This is a genomic window from Bradyrhizobium barranii subsp. apii (assembly GCF_011516635.5).
GTDB lineage: Bacteria > Pseudomonadota > Alphaproteobacteria > Rhizobiales > Xanthobacteraceae > Bradyrhizobium > Bradyrhizobium barranii.
Map to the genome: position 1 here is coordinate 1,308,615 of NZ_CP096255.1, position 16,314 is coordinate 1,324,928.

The 16,314-nt window shown below is 65.0% G+C and carries 13 protein-coding genes and 1 pseudogene; 6 read left to right on the forward strand and 8 right to left on the reverse strand.

From position 1 onward, the window contains the following. Window positions 1-155: 155 nt before the first annotated feature. The 4 genes from HAP41_RS06275 to HAP41_RS06290 all read left to right on the forward strand — a co-directional run bounded on the left by HAP41_RS06275 (window position 156) and on the right by HAP41_RS06290 (window position 4,669). Window positions 156-1,625: a D-alanyl-D-alanine carboxypeptidase family protein gene (locus HAP41_RS06275; RefSeq protein ID WP_166104237.1), complete on the forward strand. Its 1,470-nt coding sequence runs from the start codon at window positions 156-158 to the stop codon at window positions 1,623-1,625. 191 nt (window positions 1,626-1,816) lie between these two features. Next, window positions 1,817-3,502, forward strand: a complete 1,686-nt coding sequence (locus tag HAP41_RS06280; protein ID WP_166104233.1) for a long-chain fatty acid--CoA ligase — start codon at window positions 1,817-1,819, stop codon at window positions 3,500-3,502. 30 nt (window positions 3,503-3,532) lie between these two features. After that, entirely contained in the window at window positions 3,533-4,087 is a 555-nt protein-coding gene (locus HAP41_RS06285) for a DUF924 family protein (protein ID WP_166104230.1), read from the forward strand. Window positions 4,088-4,183: 96 nt separating this feature from the next. Next, entirely contained in the window at window positions 4,184-4,669 is a 486-nt protein-coding gene (locus tag HAP41_RS06290; protein WP_007597501.1) for a peroxiredoxin, read from the forward strand. A gap of 155 nt (window positions 4,670-4,824) precedes the next feature. On the opposite strand, the gene rnhA is transcribed toward HAP41_RS06290, so the two are convergent. The 3 genes from rnhA to ispH are packed head-to-tail and all read right to left on the reverse strand — an operon-like array spanning window position 4,825 to window position 7,244. Continuing rightward, window positions 4,825-5,289, reverse strand: coding sequence for a ribonuclease HI (rnhA, locus tag HAP41_RS06295; protein WP_135215750.1), 465 nt, complete (start codon window positions 5,287-5,289; stop codon window positions 4,825-4,827). Further along, a complete protein-coding gene (locus HAP41_RS06300; RefSeq protein ID WP_166104226.1) occupies window positions 5,286-6,269 on the reverse strand; it encodes a homoserine kinase in 984 nt (327 codons plus the stop codon). Before HAP41_RS06300 ends, rnhA begins: the two co-directional genes overlap by 4 nt. A 6-nt stretch (window positions 6,270-6,275) precedes the next feature. Continuing rightward, window positions 6,276-7,244 carry a 4-hydroxy-3-methylbut-2-enyl diphosphate reductase gene (gene ispH, locus HAP41_RS06305; protein WP_166104222.1) on the reverse strand — a complete coding sequence of 323 codons (969 nt, stop codon included), beginning with the start codon at window positions 7,242-7,244 and terminating at the stop codon, window positions 6,276-6,278. 265 nt (window positions 7,245-7,509) lie between these two features. Between ispH and HAP41_RS06310 the strand changes: the two genes are divergently transcribed. Then, complete coding sequence (locus tag HAP41_RS06310) at window positions 7,510-8,205, forward strand: DUF1013 domain-containing protein (protein ID WP_166104219.1); 696 nt, start codon at window positions 7,510-7,512, stop codon at window positions 8,203-8,205. Between the two features lie 309 nt (window positions 8,206-8,514). Here the strand turns inward: HAP41_RS06310 and HAP41_RS06315 are convergent, their stop codons facing one another. The 5 genes from HAP41_RS06315 to HAP41_RS06335 all read right to left on the reverse strand — a co-directional run bounded on the left by HAP41_RS06315 (window position 8,515) and on the right by HAP41_RS06335 (window position 14,498). Continuing rightward, window positions 8,515-9,261 (reverse strand): OmpW/AlkL family protein, encoded by a 747-nt coding sequence (locus HAP41_RS06315; protein ID WP_063985852.1) that lies wholly within the window; start codon window positions 9,259-9,261, stop codon window positions 8,515-8,517. A 181-nt stretch (window positions 9,262-9,442) separates the two neighbouring features. Continuing rightward, window positions 9,443-9,712: a hypothetical protein gene (locus HAP41_RS06320; RefSeq protein ID WP_063985853.1), complete on the reverse strand. Its 270-nt coding sequence runs from the start codon at window positions 9,710-9,712 to the stop codon at window positions 9,443-9,445. Window positions 9,713-9,972: 260 nt separating this feature from the next. Continuing rightward, a complete protein-coding gene (locus HAP41_RS06325) occupies window positions 9,973-11,883 on the reverse strand; it encodes a propionyl-CoA synthetase (protein WP_166104216.1) in 1,911 nt (636 codons plus the stop codon). A gap of 332 nt (window positions 11,884-12,215) precedes the next feature. Continuing rightward, on the reverse strand, window positions 12,216-13,601 hold the full coding sequence (locus HAP41_RS06330; RefSeq protein ID WP_166104212.1) for a tetratricopeptide repeat protein: 1,386 nt from the start codon (window positions 13,599-13,601) through the stop codon (window positions 12,216-12,218). Between the two features lie 132 nt (window positions 13,602-13,733). After that, complete coding sequence (locus HAP41_RS06335) at window positions 13,734-14,498, reverse strand: tetratricopeptide repeat protein (protein ID WP_166104208.1); 765 nt, start codon at window positions 14,496-14,498, stop codon at window positions 13,734-13,736. A 117-nt stretch (window positions 14,499-14,615) separates the two neighbouring features. Here HAP41_RS06335 and HAP41_RS06340 point away from each other — a divergent pair. Continuing rightward, a pseudogene (locus HAP41_RS06340) lies at window positions 14,616-16,181 on the forward strand (cation:proton antiporter); the annotation flags it as partial. Window positions 16,182-16,314 lie beyond the last annotated feature (133 nt).

Here is a 16,314-nt window from a genome sequence, read left to right on the forward strand (position 1 = left end):
TTCATCACGGAATACCCGGCCGAAACCCCTATTCTCGACGCACGAGCCGGTATAGGTTTGCGACGCCGCAAGCGGCGGCGCCGGATTTCAGAACCGAACATCAGATCACGAGAGCCGACCGGAACCGGCGGGTCTCCAAGGACCGGAATCGGATAGTGCACGCCCTTCGCCCGCTGCTTCGCAAGTCCCTGTTCAACCTGTTCGCCGCGGCCCTCGCATCCGCGGTGCTGCTTGCGCCGCGCACGGCCAGCGCCGAAGCACTGCTGCTGATCGAAGCCGACAGCGGCAAGGTGCTGCAGGCCGAGAACGCGACCATCCCGTGGTATCCGGCCTCCGTCACCAAAATCATGACGGCCTACGTGACGCTGAAGGCGGTGAAGGACGGCAGGCTCACGCTCGACACGCTGATCACGGTGTCGCCGACGGCGGCTTCGCAATCGCCGTCGAAGATGGGGTTCCGTCCGGGAACGCAGCTCACCGTCGACAACGCGCTGAAGATGATGATGGTGAAGTCGGCGAACGACATGGCCGTGGTGCTTGCCGAAGGCGTCGGCGGCTCGATCGACGGCTTCTCGGCGATGATGAACGACACCGCGCAGAAGCTCGGCATGACGCAGACGAGCTACGTCAATCCGAACGGCCTGCCCGCTGACGGCCAGATCACGTCCGCGCGCGACCTCGGCATTCTCGCGCGCTCGTTCTTGCGCGACCTGCCGGAATACGAATATTTCGTGCACATCCCGGCAATCCGCTTCGGCAAGCGCGTCACCGGCAATTTCAACAAGCTGATCGGCCGCTACCCCGGGGCCGACGGCTTCAAGACCGGCTTCATCTGCGCCTCCGGCTACAATCTCGTGGCGTCGGCCACGCGCAACGGACGACGGCTGATCGCCGTCGTGCTCGGCGCCAACTCCGGCACTGCGCGTGCGGTGAAGGCGGCGCAGCTGCTCGAACGCGGCTTCAGCCAGGACAATCTCACCTGGCTCCGCCCCTCGCTCGGCACCGTCGACAAGCTGGTGCCGGTCGACGCTTCGCCGCCGAACCTGCGCGAGGACATGTGCGGCGGTCATCGCAAGCGGCCGGCCAGCGACGATGACGACGCACTGATCGCCGCCAATGGCGGCACCTCCGGATCGGCCTCCGCCACCGGCGGCGAAGCCCAGGTCACCTTCTTTACCGCGGGCCTTCAGCCGCCCCTGATGAAGGCCTCCGAGCTGATGGCCTCCGCCCCCGCTGCGGCCGAGCCCGTGCTGGTCTATACCGGCCCGACCCGCACCGGCACCGCCCTGATCGCGGCGGTCGCGGCCGATGCCGACCAGCAGGCCACGCCAAAGCCGCGTGGCAAGAAGTCGCGCGTCGCCAGGAAGCCCGACGCGGCCGACAAGCCAGCCGACAAGCCGAAGGATGCCAAGACGGCGGCGGCAAAGCCGGATGCCGCCAAGCCTGACGCCAAAAGCGATACCAAGTCCGCGGCGAAGCCGGCCGGGACCAAGCATGCCGCGGCCAAGCACGGTGCGGCGGCGAAACCCGCCGAGAAGCCTTCGGCAAGCGGCGATCAGGCGGCCAAGCCCGCCAAGCCCAAGGCGGCGACCAAGCCCGCCGCCAAGCCGGCCAACAACAGTTAACGGCACCCATCGCAAGCCGCGCCCGCGCTTCGCACCTGCGGCAGAACGGCTTGCGACAATTCCAGTAGCCACTCCCGGACCTTTGTCCTAAGCCTCGACCGGCTTGCCACCCGTTCCGGCAGGCTCGATACTGGCCGCAATGAGGCAAGCCCGAGACACAACGGGCTCTGGTAAATTGAGGGGAGTTTTCCATGGAGCGCATCTGGCTCAAGCAATATCCGCCCGGCGTGCCTGCTGATATCGAGCCGACCCAATACGCATCGCTGGTCGACCTTCTGGAGGAGAGCTTCGCCAAGTTCGCCGACCGCAAGGCATTCATCTGTATGGACAAGGCGATCAGCTATCGCGACCTCGACCAGATGTCGCTGGCGCTCGCCGCTTATTTGCAAGGCCGCGGCCTGCAACGTGGCGCTCGCGTCGCGATCATGATGCCGAACGTGCTGCAATATCCGGTCGCGACCGCTGCCGTGCTGCGCGCCGGTTTCGCGGTGGTCAACGTCAACCCGCTCTACACGCCGCGCGAGCTCGAGCATCAGCTCAAGGATTCCGGCGCCGAAGCCATCATCGTGCTGGAGAATTTTGCCCACACGGTCGAGCAGGTGATCGCGAAGACACAAGTCAAGCATGTCATCGTCGGCAGCATGGGCGACCTGCTCGGCTTCAAGGGCGTGATCGTCAACCTCGTCGTCCGCCGCGTCAAGAAGATGGTGCCGGCCTGGTCGCTGCCGGGCGCGGTGTCCTTCAACGACGCGGTATCGGCCGGCCGCGGCCTGACGTTCAACAAGCCGAAGCTGTCGCCGGGCGACGTCGCCTTCCTGCAATATACCGGCGGCACCACCGGCGTCTCCAAGGGCGCCACCCTGCTCCACCGCAACATCGTCGCCAACGTCCTGCAGAACGACGCCTGGCTCCAGCCGGCGCTCGCCGCACCTCCGCATGTCGATCAGCTCATGATCGTCTGCGCGCTGCCGCTCTATCACATCTTCGCGCTGACGGCCTGCTACCTGCTCGCGGTGCGCGCCGGCGGCTGCAATCTGCTGATCCCCAATCCGCGCGACATCGCGGGCTTCGTCAAGGAGCTGGCGAAGTACCAGGTCAACAGCTTCCCGGCCGTGAACACGCTCTACAACGGCTTGATGCACCATCCCGACTTCAAGAAGCTCGACTTCTCCAAGTTGAAGATCTCGAACGGCGGCGGCATGGCGGTGCAGCGCCCCGTTGCCGAGCAGTGGAAGGCGGTGACCGGCTGCTTCATCGCCGAAGGCTACGGCCTGTCGGAGACCTCGCCGACGCTGACCTGCAATCCCGCGACCACGACCGAGTTCTCGGGATCGATCGGCATCCCCGTGCCTTCGACCTGGATCTCGATCCGCGACGACGACGGCAACGAAGTCCCGCTCGGCCAGCCCGGCGAGATCTGCGCCAAGGGCCCGCAGGTGATGTCGGGCTACTGGAACAGGCCGGAAGAGACCGACAAGGTGATGACCGCCGACGGCTATTTCCGCACCGGCGACATCGGCGTGATGGACGAGAAGGGCTACACCAAGATCGTCGACCGCAAGAAGGACATGATCCTGGTCTCGGGCTTCAACGTCTATCCGAACGAGATCGAGGAAGTGATCGCGAGCAATCCGGGCGTGCTCGAATGCGCCGTGATCGGCATCCCCGATTCCAAGTCGGGCGAGGCGGTGAAGGCGTTCGTGGTGAAGAAGGATCCCAACCTCACCGCGGAAGCCGTGATCAAGTTCTGTCAGGAGCAGCTCACCGGCTACAAGGTGCCCAAGCACATCGAATTCCGCACCGACCTGCCGAAGACCAATGTCGGCAAGATCCTGCGCCGGCAGCTCCGCGACGAGAAGAAGGCGGAGGCGGCGTAAGCCGCGCCTTGGTTCATGACTCTTGGGTTCATGACTGACGGCGGCGACATCACGCCATCAGGCATTCTCGCCTTCTGGCGCGAGGCCGGCCGCGAGCGCTGGTACAAGCGCAGCAACGCTTTCGACGCGGAGGTCAGGCGTCGCTTTCTTCCGCTATGGAAGCGGGCGACCGCCGGCGAGCTGGCCTCCTGGGAAGAAAGCGACAAGGGCGCGCTTGCGCTCGTCATCGCGCTCGACCAGTTTCCCCGCAACATGTTTCGCGGCACGCCGGAAGCCTTTGCCAGCGACGCGCCGGCGCGCGACGTCGCCCGACGCGCCATCGCGCGGGGCGTCGATCGCAGGATCGATCCCATCCTGCTCGAATTCATCTATTTGCCCTTCATGCATTCCGAGCACCTGCCCGACCAGCTGCATTGCGTCGCGCTGTTTCAGAACACCGACAATGCCGAGAACCTGAAATACGCGCGGGAGCACGCCGACATCATCCAGCGGTTCGGCCGCTTTCCCCACCGCAACCGCCTGCTCGACCGCGCCACCACCGAGGAAGAACAGGCCTTCCTCGACGGCGGCGGTTTTGCCGGCTGATGACATAACGGTGAAGGACCGCGACCCTCGCCGCTAATGTTGTGCAGCGCCGCCGCACGGTCTAAAAAGCGGGACCGATTTTCAGGGAGACTGACGATGGCGATCCAGACTGGCGACAAGCTGCCCGAGGCGAAATTCCGCGTGATGACGGCCGAAGGTCCGCAGGTGAAGACCACCGACGACATCTTCAAGGGCAAGAAGGTGGCGCTGTTCGCAGTGCCCGGCGCCTACACCGGCACCTGCCACAAGATGCATCTGCCGAGCATCTTCCTCAACGCCTATGCCATGAAGGACAAGGGCGTCGACACCATCGCCATCGTCTCCGTCAACGACGCTTTCGTCATGAACGCCTGGAAGCGCGATACCGACCAGCGCGACGAGGCGATCTTCCTCGCCGACGGCAATGCCGACTTCGCCAAGGCGATCGGCATGGAGCTGGACGCCTCCGGCAACGGCCTCGGCATCCGCTCCAAGCGCTATTCGATGCTGGTCGAGGACGGCGTGGTGAAGAAGCTGAACCTCGAAGCGATGCCCGGCAAGGTCGAGGTCTCCGGCGGCGATACGCTGCTGGGGCAGCTGTAGGCTTAGGCCAGAGCTCCTTCCAAGCGGGAAGTGCCGTAGGGTGGGCAAAGGCGCGTCAGTGCCGTGCCCACCATCTTTCCTTGATTGAGAAGAAGCCGTGGGCACGCTTCGCTTTGCCCACCCTACGAAACCGGGCGACGCCGATAGCGCGTCGCCTACTCCGCCACCCGCTGCTGCAACCGCGCCTTCACGATCCCGTCCCGCGCCAGCTGATCCGCGCGCTCGTTCTCCGGGTGCCCGGCGTGGCCCTTGACCCAGTGCCAGCGGACCTCGTGCTGCTTCAGCGCCGCATCGAGGCGCTGCCATAGCTCGACATTCTTCACCGGCTTCTTGTCGGCGGTGCGCCAGCCGTTGCGCTTCCAGCCGTGGATCCAGCCGGTGATGCCCTGCCGGACATACTGGCTGTCGGTGTAGAGATCGACGGTGCACGGCTTCTTCAGCGCTTCGAGCGCGGAGATCGCGGCCATCAATTCCATCTGGTTGTTGGTGGTGTGGCGTTCGCCGCCGTTCAGCTCTTTTTCCTTGTCGCCGAACTTCAGGATCGCGCCCCAGCCGCCCGGCCCGGGATTTCCCGAGCAGGCGCCGTCGGTATAGATCGTGACGAGGGGAAGCTCGCTCACGCGACCAGTCCTGACGGCATCAGCCCGTAGTCGCGCACGCTGGAAACGCTCTGGTGGAAGCGCAGCTTGCGAAAATATTCCAGCGGATCCTTGGGCTTGACCAGCGCTCCTGGAGGCACGTTGAGCCAGTCGACCAGCCGCGTCAGCAGGAAGCGGATCGCGGCGCCGCGCGCGAGCAGCGGCAGCGCGGCTTCTTCCGCCTCGGAGAGTTTTCGCACCCGGCCATAGGCATTGAGGAAGGCGCGCGCCTTGGTGACGTTGAACGAATGGTCCGGCTCGAAACACCAGGCATTCAGGCAGATCGCGACGTCATAGGCCAGCATGTCGTTGCAGGCGAAGGTGAAGTCGATGATGCCGGAGAGCTTGTCGCCGAGGAAGAAGACGTTGTCGTTGAAGAGATCGGCGTGGATCACGCCCTCCGGCAGATTGCTCGGCCAGACCCCGCTCGAGAGATAGTCGAGCTCGGCGGCGAGAAACGCATGCAGGCCCGGCTGGACCTCATCGGCGCGGCTTGCCGCCGCGTCGAACAGCGGCCGCCAGCCGGAGACCGACAGCGCATTGCCACGCTTGATCGCAAAATTGGCGCCGGCCAGATGCATCCTGGCCAGTCCCTCGCCGACGCCGGCGCAATGGGCCACGTTCGGCTTGCGCGGCCAGACGCCTTCGAGAAAGGTGATGATCGCGGCCGGCCGGCCCGACAGCTCGCGCAGCGCCTCGCCGTCCCTGGCCTTCACCGGCAGCGGGCAGGTGACGCCGTGCTCGGCGAGATGGGTCATCAGCGCGAGGAAGAACGGCAGGTCGTTCTTCGCCACGCGCTTCTCATAGAGCGTGAGGATGAACGAGCCCTTGCTGGTGTGCAGCAGGAAGTTGGTGTTTTCGACGCCCTCGGCGATGCCCTTGTAGGAGAGCAACTCGCCGAGATCGTATGGCTTCAGGAAATCCGCAAGCTCGTCGGCGGCAACGTCGGTGTAGACCGCCATAAAAGTCTACTCGGCGGCGGCTTCGGGACGCACCTGGCGCGGCAGCGGGAAGAACTCGTTCTCTTCCGCGGCCGAGACCGTCTCCACATGCAGCGTGTAGCGCTCGGCGAACGCATCCATGATCTCCTCGACGATCACTTCCGGCGCGGACGCGCCCGCGGTGATGCCGAGGCTCTTGATGTTGCCAAACCTGGTCCAGTCGATGTCGGTGGCGCGCTGCGCCAGTACCGCGATCCCGCAGCCTTCGCGCTCAGCGACCTCACGCAGGCGCTGCGAATTCGACGAGTTCGGCGCACCGACCACGATCAGGGCGTCAACCACCGGCGCCACCTTCTTCACCGCGAGCTGGCGGTTGGTGGTGGCGTAGCAGATGTCTTCCTTGTGCGGGCCGTTGATGTTCGGGAAACGCTCCTTGAGCAGCGCCACGATCTCCGCGGTGTCGTCGATCGACAGCGTGGTCTGCGTCACGAAGGCGATGTTGTCGGGGTTCTTCGGGACGATGGTCTTGGCGTCCTCGGCGGTCTCGATCAGGGTCACGGCGCCGACCGGAAGCTGGCCGAGCGTGCCGACCACTTCGGGGTGGTGGGAATGGCCGATCAGGAAGATCTCGCGGCCACGCTTGAAGTGGATCGCGGCCTCGCGGTGCACCTTGGTCACCAGCGGGCAGGTCGCATCCAGCGAGAACAAATTGCGGGAGGTGGCGTCGGCCGGGACCGATTTCGGCACGCCATGGGCCGAGAACACCACCGGCGCGGTGGTGTTTTCCGGGATTTCGGCGAGCTCTTCGACGAAGATCGCGCCCTTCTTCTTCAACCCGTCGACGACGTATTTGTTGTGCACAATCTCGTGGCGAACATAGACGGGGGCGCCGTATTTATCGAGCGCCCGTTCCACGGTGTCGATCGCCCGGACCACCCCGGCGCAGAAGCCGCGGGGAGAACAAAGCACGATCTTGAGGTCTGGTTTGGCTGGCATTGAGCGATCTCGGGACCGAATCACCCGTTTCGCCTTCTGGCGGGGGCGGTCAATGGATGGAATTGGGCTTTAATGGGTCTGCTAGGACTTTACAGGCGCTTCCAAGGGAATTGGGCCCCCTTTCGGGCTCTGTCAAGGCACTATCTATAGCAGAACCATTGCGTGGCTAGCCCCTCCGGGCTTATATAGCGCGAATTCCCTGTCATCGCTGATGACCACCGGTTTCGCCTCCAGAGGGGTGGGCGAAGCACAAAGGAGATTTGCCATGAGCAACGCACCTCTGATGCCCAAGGCGACCGCCGTCTGGCTGCTCGACAACACCGCGCTGACCTTCGATCAGGTCGCCGATTTCACCAAGATGCATCCCCTTGAGGTGCGTGCGATCGCCGACGGCGACGCTGCCCAGGGCATCAAGGGCATGGATCCCCTCTCCAACGGCCAGTTGACCCGCGAGGAGATCGAGAAGGGCGAGAGGAACCCGGACTACCGGCTCCGCCTCCAGGAGAGCAAGGTGATTCTGCCGCCCCAGCCCAAGCGCAAGGGCCCGCGCTACACCCCGGTCTCCCGCCGTCACGAGCGCCCGAGCGCCATCCTCTGGCTGCTGCGCAGCCATCCGGAGCTCAAGGACGCCCAGGTCATGCGCCTGGTCGGCACCACCAAGAGCACCATCGCCAGCGTTCGCGACCGTACCCACTGGAACACCTCCCAGCTGACCCCGATCGACCCGGTGACGCTTGGCCTTTGCTCGCAGATCGAGCTCGATTTCGAAGTGGCGCGCGCGGCGAAGGAAAAGCCGATCGACGCATCCTATGGCGGCGCCACCCTGCTGCCGGCCTCCGAGACCACCAAGAAGGACGAGTTCGAGCCGGCAGAGCGATCGAACGACGACCTCAACGTCGACGCCGTGTTCGCCAAGCTGAAGACGCTCGGCGGCAAGAAGCAGGACGAGGAGGAGGAGTAAGGCTCCGCTCCCGGTTACGATCGAACGCAATTCGAACGCGGCAGGGAAACCTGCCGCGTTTTTGTTTTGCGGAGACCCTCGCGATCGGCACAGATGCAGCCACACGCAAGCTGCAGTCCCCTCCCCCTTTGCGGGGGAGGGTTAGGGAGAGGGGTGCCCCACGGGGACTCTCTCCATCAACTCAAAGCGTCTCGCGCGACTCTCACGCACCGTTTGCTGGGCTACCCCTCTCCCCTGCCCTCCCCCGCAAGGGGGGAGGGAGCGCAGGGTTCGCCTAGGCGACAGCTCGAAAACGACAGCAACGACGTATCAAAACTTGTACGTCACACCGCCACCGACCAGCCACGGATCGATATGCGCGGTGCCTGTGACCGGCAGGCCGCTGACGGTCGCAGAGTAATCCGGCCGCAGCCAGAGCTTCTTGACGTCGACGTTGAGACCCCAGTGCCGGTCGAGCATGTAGTCAAAGCCGAACTGCACGGCGCCGCCCCAGGCGTTGCTGACGTGCACGCTGGTGGTGGTGGCAACGATCGCGGGCGGACCGACGATGGCGGCTGGCGTATTGGCAGCCGAATTGTTGAAGAACACGGTGTAGTTCACGCCGGCGCCGATATACGGCTTGAACGCGCCGAAATTGTCGAAGTGATATTGCAAGGTCAGCGTCGGCGGCAGCAGCGTGGTCTTGCCGATCGGCAGGTTCGCGAGCGAGCCGTTGCCGCTGATCGAGTGCCTGGTCACGCCGAGGATCAGCTCGGCCGCGATGTTCTTGGTGAAGAAATAGCTGATGTCGAGCTCGGGCACGACCTGGTCGCTGATCGAGAGCCCGGAATTCGGCGACGACAGCGACGGCACGCCTGCGACATTGACGGTTGAGCTACCGGCATCCGGCAACACGCCAAGCACGCGCAGACGCACCATCCACGGATTGAACGCTTCTACCGACGGCGGTGCCTTCTTGTAGACAGGCAGATCGGCCGCCTGCACCGAGCCAAAAGTCCCCACGAGCATCGCGCCAACCGTCGCAAGCCGCGCCAGGTTTTTTGTCGTTCCGTTCATTGCATTCCCCTTCAGCCATCTCTCGCGCGTCGTTGCGCGACGTCAGCGTCAGAGCAGAAAGGGGATGGTGATGGATTTGACGCCGATCAAATCAGGACTGACGCGACACGATTTGGTTGTGGCGTTGCCGATGTGTCACGAGAAACGCGAATGAATGCGCAGGATAATTCCGTAGCCGATGTCACGGCCGGTCGGGATGGTTCAGCATGTACTCGCCGAGATCGCGCTGACGGCGGTCGGACCGGGCGGTGGCAGCGTTGCGCTGGACGTCGCGGTCCTTGCGGCAGGCCACGTATTCGGGCGAGCCCTGCGCATAGCCGCGACTCTGACAGACCGCGTCGTCATCGTCACCGCCCACCGCCACCGGCGTCTGGTAGCGCGCGGAGCAGGCGGAGACAGCGATGGCGAGCAGCACGGCGACAAGCAGGCGCGGCGCGGTGGCGAGTGGCATACGAGGTCCCCTGTTGGCCGGCCCTGTTTAGCCCGGAATGAGGAGATTGTAAGTCCCTGGGCGTCGTTCCCCACGCGCTGTCATTCCCCGCGACCCGGCTACGCCAAGGCTTCGCCGGGGTTGAGGTCCAGGGGCGCCGAAGCTTTAGCGTAGGCGGCAGGCGGGGAATCCAGTACTCCGCGGCGGTCATTGGGTCACACAACTCCGGCCGCGGCGTACTGGATCACCCGCTTTCGCGGGTGATGACAGCGGAGATCGCCTCACACCCTGCCCTTCAGCGCCTCGCCGATCTCGTCCAGCACCTTGGGATCCTCGATCGTGGCCGGCATGGTCCAGGCTTCGCCATCGGCGATCTTCTTGATGGTGCCGCGCAGGATCCTCCCCGAGCGCGTCTTCGGCAGGCGGCCGACGGTGATGGCGAGCTTGAAGGCGGCGACGGGGCCGAGCCTGTCGCGCACCAGCGCGACGATCTCCTTTTCGATCTCCGCAGGCGCGCGCTTCACGCCGGCCTTGAGCACCAGGAAGCCGCAGGGCACCTCGCCCTTGATCGCGTCCTTGACGCCGAGCACGGCGCATTCGGCGACGTCCGGATGCGAGGCCAAAATCTCCTCCATGCCGCCGGTGGAGAGCCTGTGGCCGGCGACGTTGATAATGTCGTCGGTGCGGCCCATCACGAAGACATAGCCGTCCTCATCCTTGTAGCCGGCGTCCGAGGTTTTGTAGTAGCCGGGGAATTCAGTGAGGTAGGCTTCCTTGAAGCGCGCATCCTGATTCCACAGCGTCGGCAGGCAGGCCGGTGGCATCGGCAGCTTGATGACGATCGAGCCCATGGTATTGGGGCCGACGGGCTTTGCGGCTTCGTCGACGACGTCGACCTGGTAGCCCGGCATCGGCACCGTCGGCGAGCCATGCTTCACCGGCAGCATACCGAGACCGACCGGATTGCCGGCGATGCACCAGCCCGTCTCGGTCTGCCACCAATGGTCGATCACCGGCACCTTGAGCTGCTGCTCCGCCCATTCCACCGTCGGCGGATCGGCGCGCTCGCCGGCGAGGAACAGCGTGCGGAATTGCGACAGGTCGTATTGCCGGATGAATTTGCCTTCCGGATCCTCTTTGCGGATCGCGCGGAATGCCGTCGGTGCGGTGAAGAAGGCGACCGCCTTGTGCTCGCTGATGACGCGCCAGAACGCGCCGGCATCGGGCGTGCCGATTGGCTTGCCCTCGTACATGATCGAGGTCGCACCGTGCAGCAGCGGGCCATAGATGATGTAGCTGTGGCCGACCACCCAGCCGATGTCCGAGCCACACCACCAGACCTCGCCCGGCTTGACGCCATAGAGATTGAACATCGACCATTTCACCGCGACGAGATGGCCGCCATTGTCGCGCACGACACCCTTGGGAATCCCGGTCGTGCCTGAAGTGTAAAGGATGTAGAGCGGATCGGTAGCGGCGACAGGCACGCAGGGGGCTCTCTTGCCGTCGTTCATCGCCTTGCGGCGAAGGCTCGCCCAATCGTAGTCGCGGCCCGGCGTGAGGTCGCAGATGTGCTGGGGGCGCTGCAGCACGATGCAGGCCTTCGGCTTCGTGCCCGCAAGCTTGATCGCCTCGTCGAGCAGCGGCTTGTACTGCACGATCCGGCCGGGTTCGATACCGCAGCTTGCGGAGAGGATGAGCTTTGGCTGCGCGTCATCGATGCGGGTAGCGAGTTCCTTGGCGGCAAAGCCGCCGAACACGACCGAGTGCACCGCGCCGATGCGCGCGCAGGCGAGCATCGCGACGACGGCCTCCGGCACCATCGGCATATAGAGGATGACGCGATCGCCCTTGGTGACGCTAAAATCCTGCATGATGGCGGCGAGCGCCTGCACCTCACCCAATAGCTCGGCATAGGTGAACTTGGTGACCGAGCCCGTCAGCGGCGAATCATGGATCAGCGCAACCTGGTCGGCGCGGCCGCGTTCGACATGGCGGTCGAGCGCGTTGTAGCAGGTGTTGACGACGCCCCCCATAAACCAGCGGCCGTAGACGCCCTGCGAGGCATCGAAGATCGTCTTTGGCGGCTCGATCCAGTCGATGTCCGTGGCCGCCTCGGCCCAGAAGCCCTGGGGATCAGCCAGCGAGCGCGCATGGACCTCGTGATAGAGGCTCGTTCCCTTGACGTTCATTCCCGCGCTCCCGTTCCCTTTATTCGCCTTGCCTTGACCTGACCGACAGGACGAGCGTCCCGCCATGACAGGGATCAAGTGCCGGCGTTGTTTGAGAGGTATTTTCCCGGGAACGGGCCGCGGTTCAAGCTGAAAAGGATGGGTCGTTGGGAGGGAGGGAAGAAAGGCCATCGAGGCAAGCTGGAGCCACAGCCAAGGTGGGCCCTCTCCCCCTTGCGGGGGAGAGCGGGAGAGAGGGGTGGCCACGAACTCAGTCGGGAGTTTGTGGCTACCCCTCTCCCTAACCCTCCCCCGCAAGGGGGGAGGGAACGCAGTGTGCGCGTAGAGGCTCCTCAACTCTCCATCGCATTCAGCCGCTGCAACCGATCCTGCATGACCTTCCTCAGATCGTAGCCGGGCCGGCCGAAGCTCGCATTCCGCGTGGCGAGGAAATCGCGCTGGGTCTTGCGGAGGTCGCCGGCCGAGCGGCCTTTCGTAACCTTCAGCACCCGCTCATAAGTCTCGGCGATCTGGCGATCGAGCACGCCGAGTTGCGGATCGGCGCAGATCACCTTCTCGACCTCGCGCTTCGCCGTGGCGCAATCGAACGACGGGCCGTTGCCGGAATTCGCCGCGAGCGGACGCAGCGGCTCGGCGCCGAACTTTGCGATCTCCGCCATCATGGTTCGGCGGCCGTTGGCCGCGTTCTCGTTGCCGGGATCGAGCTTCAGCGCCGTCTCGTAATCGGCCAGCGCCTTCTTGCGCTCGCCCATCTTCTTGTAGAGCACCGCGCGGTTGTTGTAGGTCTGCGCGAAATTCGGATCGATCTTGAGCGCGGATTCGTAGTCGCTGAGCGCCGCGCCAAGCTCGCCCTTGAGCTGGTAGGAATCGCCGCGGTTGGTGAAGAAGTTCGGCCGCGGCGCCAGCCGCAGCGCCTGGTCGTAGTCCGCGATCGCCTTGTCGTACTCACCCATTGCGGCCAGTACCAGGCCACGATTGTCGTAATATTCGGGGACCTTCGGATCGAGCCTTATCGCCTCGCCGTCATCGGCGACCGCCTTGTCGAGCTGGCCGAGCTTCTTGTAGGCCGCGCCGCGATTGGTGTAGGCGCGCGGCCGATTCGGATCGAGCCGCAGCGCCTCGCTGAGATCGCGGATCGCCTTCTCGTTGTCGCCGCCGAGATAATAGTTCACGCCGCGGTCGGACCAGGCCTGCGCATCATCCGGCTTCAGCTTGATCGCCTGATCGTAATCGGCGAGCGCGCGGTCGAGCCGGCGCTGATTGGTGTAGACGACGCCGCGCAGCTCGTAGGCTTCCGCGTCCTGCGGATCGAGTTCGATGGCCTTGCTGAGATCAGCCGCGGCACGGTTGAGATCGCCGCCGGCCTCGCGCAGCAAATCGCCGCGCAGGCGCCAGGCGTTTGCATTCCTGCCGTCCAGCGCGATGGCGCGGTCAATATCCCGCAGCGCCTGCGTGAGGCCGCCTGAGGTTCGCGCATTGGCGTCGGCGCGCACCAGCAGCGCGGCGGCGCGGTCGGAACTCGAATTGGTGGTCTGGTCGATGATGGCGCCGCACGCCGTGATCAGTTCGGCAGGCGCAGTCTTGCTGCCCATCACGCAATCGACGGCAGCAGAGGCCGGAGCGGCGAGGACAAGGCTCATCGCGGCGTTGAGCAGGAAGGCGCGAAGCGGGAATTTGGCAAACGGGAACATTTGCGCGGAAGAACGCGTGCCGCACATCGGGAAGACTCCGTGACATCAGGTGTTCACCATTGTCGCGGCGGGCGAGGAATGGGTTCAATTCGGGCCTGTCAGGGACGCACGGGCGTATCGCTCCCTCTCCCCGCACGCGGGGAGAGGCGAAGGAAGCCCTCAATACCCGTCCACCCCGTTGATCCGCTGCAGCCGCTCCTGCATCGCCTTCTTGAGATCGTACCCGGCCCGCCCATAACCGGCATTGCGGCGGGCAATGAACTCGTCCTGCGCGCGCTGAAGCGCCCTGGCTTCCGCAGGATTGCGTGCCTCCCGGACCGCGCGGGCGTTCGACGCAAAAATCTCCCGATCGAGATCGGCGAGCTCGCGGTTGGCGCAGATGGCCTTCTCGACGGCCCGGGCCGCACTCCTGCAATTGAAGCTGGGCTTGCCGGCCACCGCCATCTGCGCGCCGATCCGCTCGAGCTCGCGCGCCATCGCCTTGTGATTGGCCTTGGCCTTCTCGTGGTTCGGATCGATCTTCAGCGCGGCGCCGAAATCCTGCACCGCCTTCGGCTTATCGCCCTTCTTCAGCCAGAGCTCGCCACGGGCGTTGAAGAGGTCGGCCAGGGTCGGATCGAGCTGAAGAGCGCGGCTGTCGTCGGCGATCGCACGGTCGACCTGGTCATGCCGCGCATAAAGCGCGCCGCGCGCGACCAGCGCCTTGACCAGGTCCGCCTTGGCCGTCTTCTCGTTGTCGATGACGGAGGCGCAGGCGGAGCCGGCCTTGTCCATGTCGTCGGCGGCAGCAGCAGCGAGGCACGGCGCGACATCGACCTGCACGACGGCGGCGGGCTCGCCGCCGGTCGCGGCATGGGCCGCCCCTAGCGAAAGCGCACAGAGCGCCACCGCGCCGGACAATCGAATGAGATTTTGAGAACGCATGCTAGCTGCAGTCGGAAAGTCTTGGCTTGAGTCTTGGCCTGGGTTTTGGCCTGGGTCTGGCTTGAGCCTTGCCTTGAGGGTGCACTATCCATCATACGGCCGGATTGGTGCTAGCTTGTGGCACGGCCAAAATCGGTTTCGGGGATCAACGTGTCGACATTCGAATGGATCATCGTGCTTCTGCTCGGCGCCGTTGCATTATCGGCGCTGGCGCGGCGGATCAAGGTCCCCTACCCGACCTTTCTCGCCATCGGCGGCGCGCTGATCGCCTTCGTGCCGAACAGCCCCTCCTGGACGCTCGAACCCGACCTCGCCTTGGCACTTTTTGTCGCACCGGTGCTGATGGATGCCGCCTTCGACACCTCGCTGCGCGATCTCCGCAACAACTGGGTTCCGGTCTCGACCCTGGTGGTCGCCGCGGTCGGCCTGACCACGGTCGGCGTGGCCTTCGTCGTGCACCGGCTGATGCCTGACATGCCCTGGGCCGCCGCCATTGCGCTCGGCGCCATCGTGGCCCCGCCGGATGCCGCGGCAGCGGTTGCAATCCTGAGCCAGGTCAAGCTGCCCTATCGCATGGTGAAGGTCCTGGAGGGCGAGAGCCTGCTCAACGACGCCAGCGCGCTCCTGATCTATCGCATCGCGGTCGGCGCTGTCGTCATGGAGCATCTGAAATGGAGCGAGGTCGCGCCGACGATCGCACTCGGGCTGGTCGGCAGCGTCCTCGCCGGTCTTTTGGCCGGGCGCATCATCCCGCTGTTCCTGGAACGCGTGAAGGAAGCGCCGAGCGCGATCATCGTGCAGTTCGCCACCACCTTCATGGTCTGGATCGCAGCCGAGCATCTCGGCCTCTCCGGCATCCTCACCATCGTCGTCTACGCCATCACCGTCGCGCGCACGGCGGGGGCGCGCATGCCGGCGCGGTTACGGGTGCCGTCCTATGCGGTCTGGGAAACGATGGTGTTCGTGCTCAACGTGCTCGCCTTCATGCTGATCGGCATGCAGATGCGGCCGATCTGGACGCGGCTCGACGCGGAGGTGCGCTGGGAATATTGCGTGGCCGCAGCCTGGATCCTGCTCACGGTGGTCCTGGTGCGGCTTGCCTGGATCACGTTCTACCGCGCGACGCTGCGCGTCCTGATCGCGCACGGGCTCTATCATCCGAAGGATCCCAAGCAGGTTGCCTCGCCGAAGGGTGGCCTCATCATCTCCTGGTGCGGCATGCGCGGTCTCGTCACGCTCGCCACCGCCTTCGCCTTGCCGGAAAACTTCCCCTACCGCGACTTCATCGTCTTCATCGCCTTTGCGGTGGTGCTGGGCTCGCTGGTCATCCAGGGCCTGACGCTGCGGCCGCTGATTCTCGCCTTCGGCCTCAAGGACGACGATCCCGTCGGTATCGAGGTCGCGCGCGCCCGCGCAGTCGCCTATCGCGCCGCGCTCGATGCGATCGAGGACGATCCGTCGGAGGAGGCGGAAATCCTGCGGCTCGAATACCGCGCCATCCTGATGCAGGCCGACGACGATCCGCACGGCGGCATCGCCAGCGGCGAATTGCCCGCCGATCCGCTGCGCCGCCGCGCCATCGAGGCCGCGCGCAAATCGATCCTCGGCCTTCGCGATACCGAAGTGATCGGCGACGACGCGTTTCACCGGATCGAGGAAGAGCACGCTCGCGCTGCTGGCGGTGAAGGTGCTGAACTGGCCGATCAGCGAGAGTGCGGCGTGGCATTCGTTTGCCGGCGGGATTCTGGCGCTGGCGCAGTAGTCACCGCTGTCGTCCCGGACAAGCGCAGCGCAGATCCGGGACCCATAACCACAG

Excerpts from the sequence above, each read along its gene's own strand:
- HAP41_RS06280 (WP_166104233.1), top strand. The coding sequence starts at position 1,817 with ATGGAGCGCATCTGGCTCAAGCAATATCCGCCCGGCGTGCCTGCTGAT.
- HAP41_RS06285 (WP_166104230.1), top strand. The coding sequence starts at position 3,533 with ATGACTGACGGCGGCGACATCACGCCATCAGGCATTCTCGCCTTCTGG.
- HAP41_RS06290 (WP_007597501.1), top strand. The coding sequence starts at position 4,184 with ATGGCGATCCAGACTGGCGACAAGCTGCCCGAGGCGAAATTCCGCGTG.
- HAP41_RS06300 (WP_166104226.1), bottom strand. The coding sequence starts at position 6,269 with ATGGCGGTCTACACCGACGTTGCCGCCGACGAGCTTGCGGATTTCCTG.
- ispH (WP_166104222.1), bottom strand. The coding sequence starts at position 7,244 with ATGCCAGCCAAACCAGACCTCAAGATCGTGCTTTGTTCTCCCCGCGGC.
- HAP41_RS06310 (WP_166104219.1), top strand. The coding sequence starts at position 7,510 with ATGAGCAACGCACCTCTGATGCCCAAGGCGACCGCCGTCTGGCTGCTC.
- HAP41_RS06315 (WP_063985852.1), bottom strand. The coding sequence starts at position 9,261 with ATGAACGGAACGACAAAAAACCTGGCGCGGCTTGCGACGGTTGGCGCG.
- HAP41_RS06320 (WP_063985853.1), bottom strand. The coding sequence starts at position 9,712 with ATGCCACTCGCCACCGCGCCGCGCCTGCTTGTCGCCGTGCTGCTCGCC.
- HAP41_RS06325 (WP_166104216.1), bottom strand. The coding sequence starts at position 11,883 with ATGAACGTCAAGGGAACGAGCCTCTATCACGAGGTCCATGCGCGCTCG.
- HAP41_RS06330 (WP_166104212.1), bottom strand. The coding sequence starts at position 13,601 with ATGTGCGGCACGCGTTCTTCCGCGCAAATGTTCCCGTTTGCCAAATTC.
- HAP41_RS06335 (WP_166104208.1), bottom strand. The coding sequence starts at position 14,498 with ATGCGTTCTCAAAATCTCATTCGATTGTCCGGCGCGGTGGCGCTCTGT.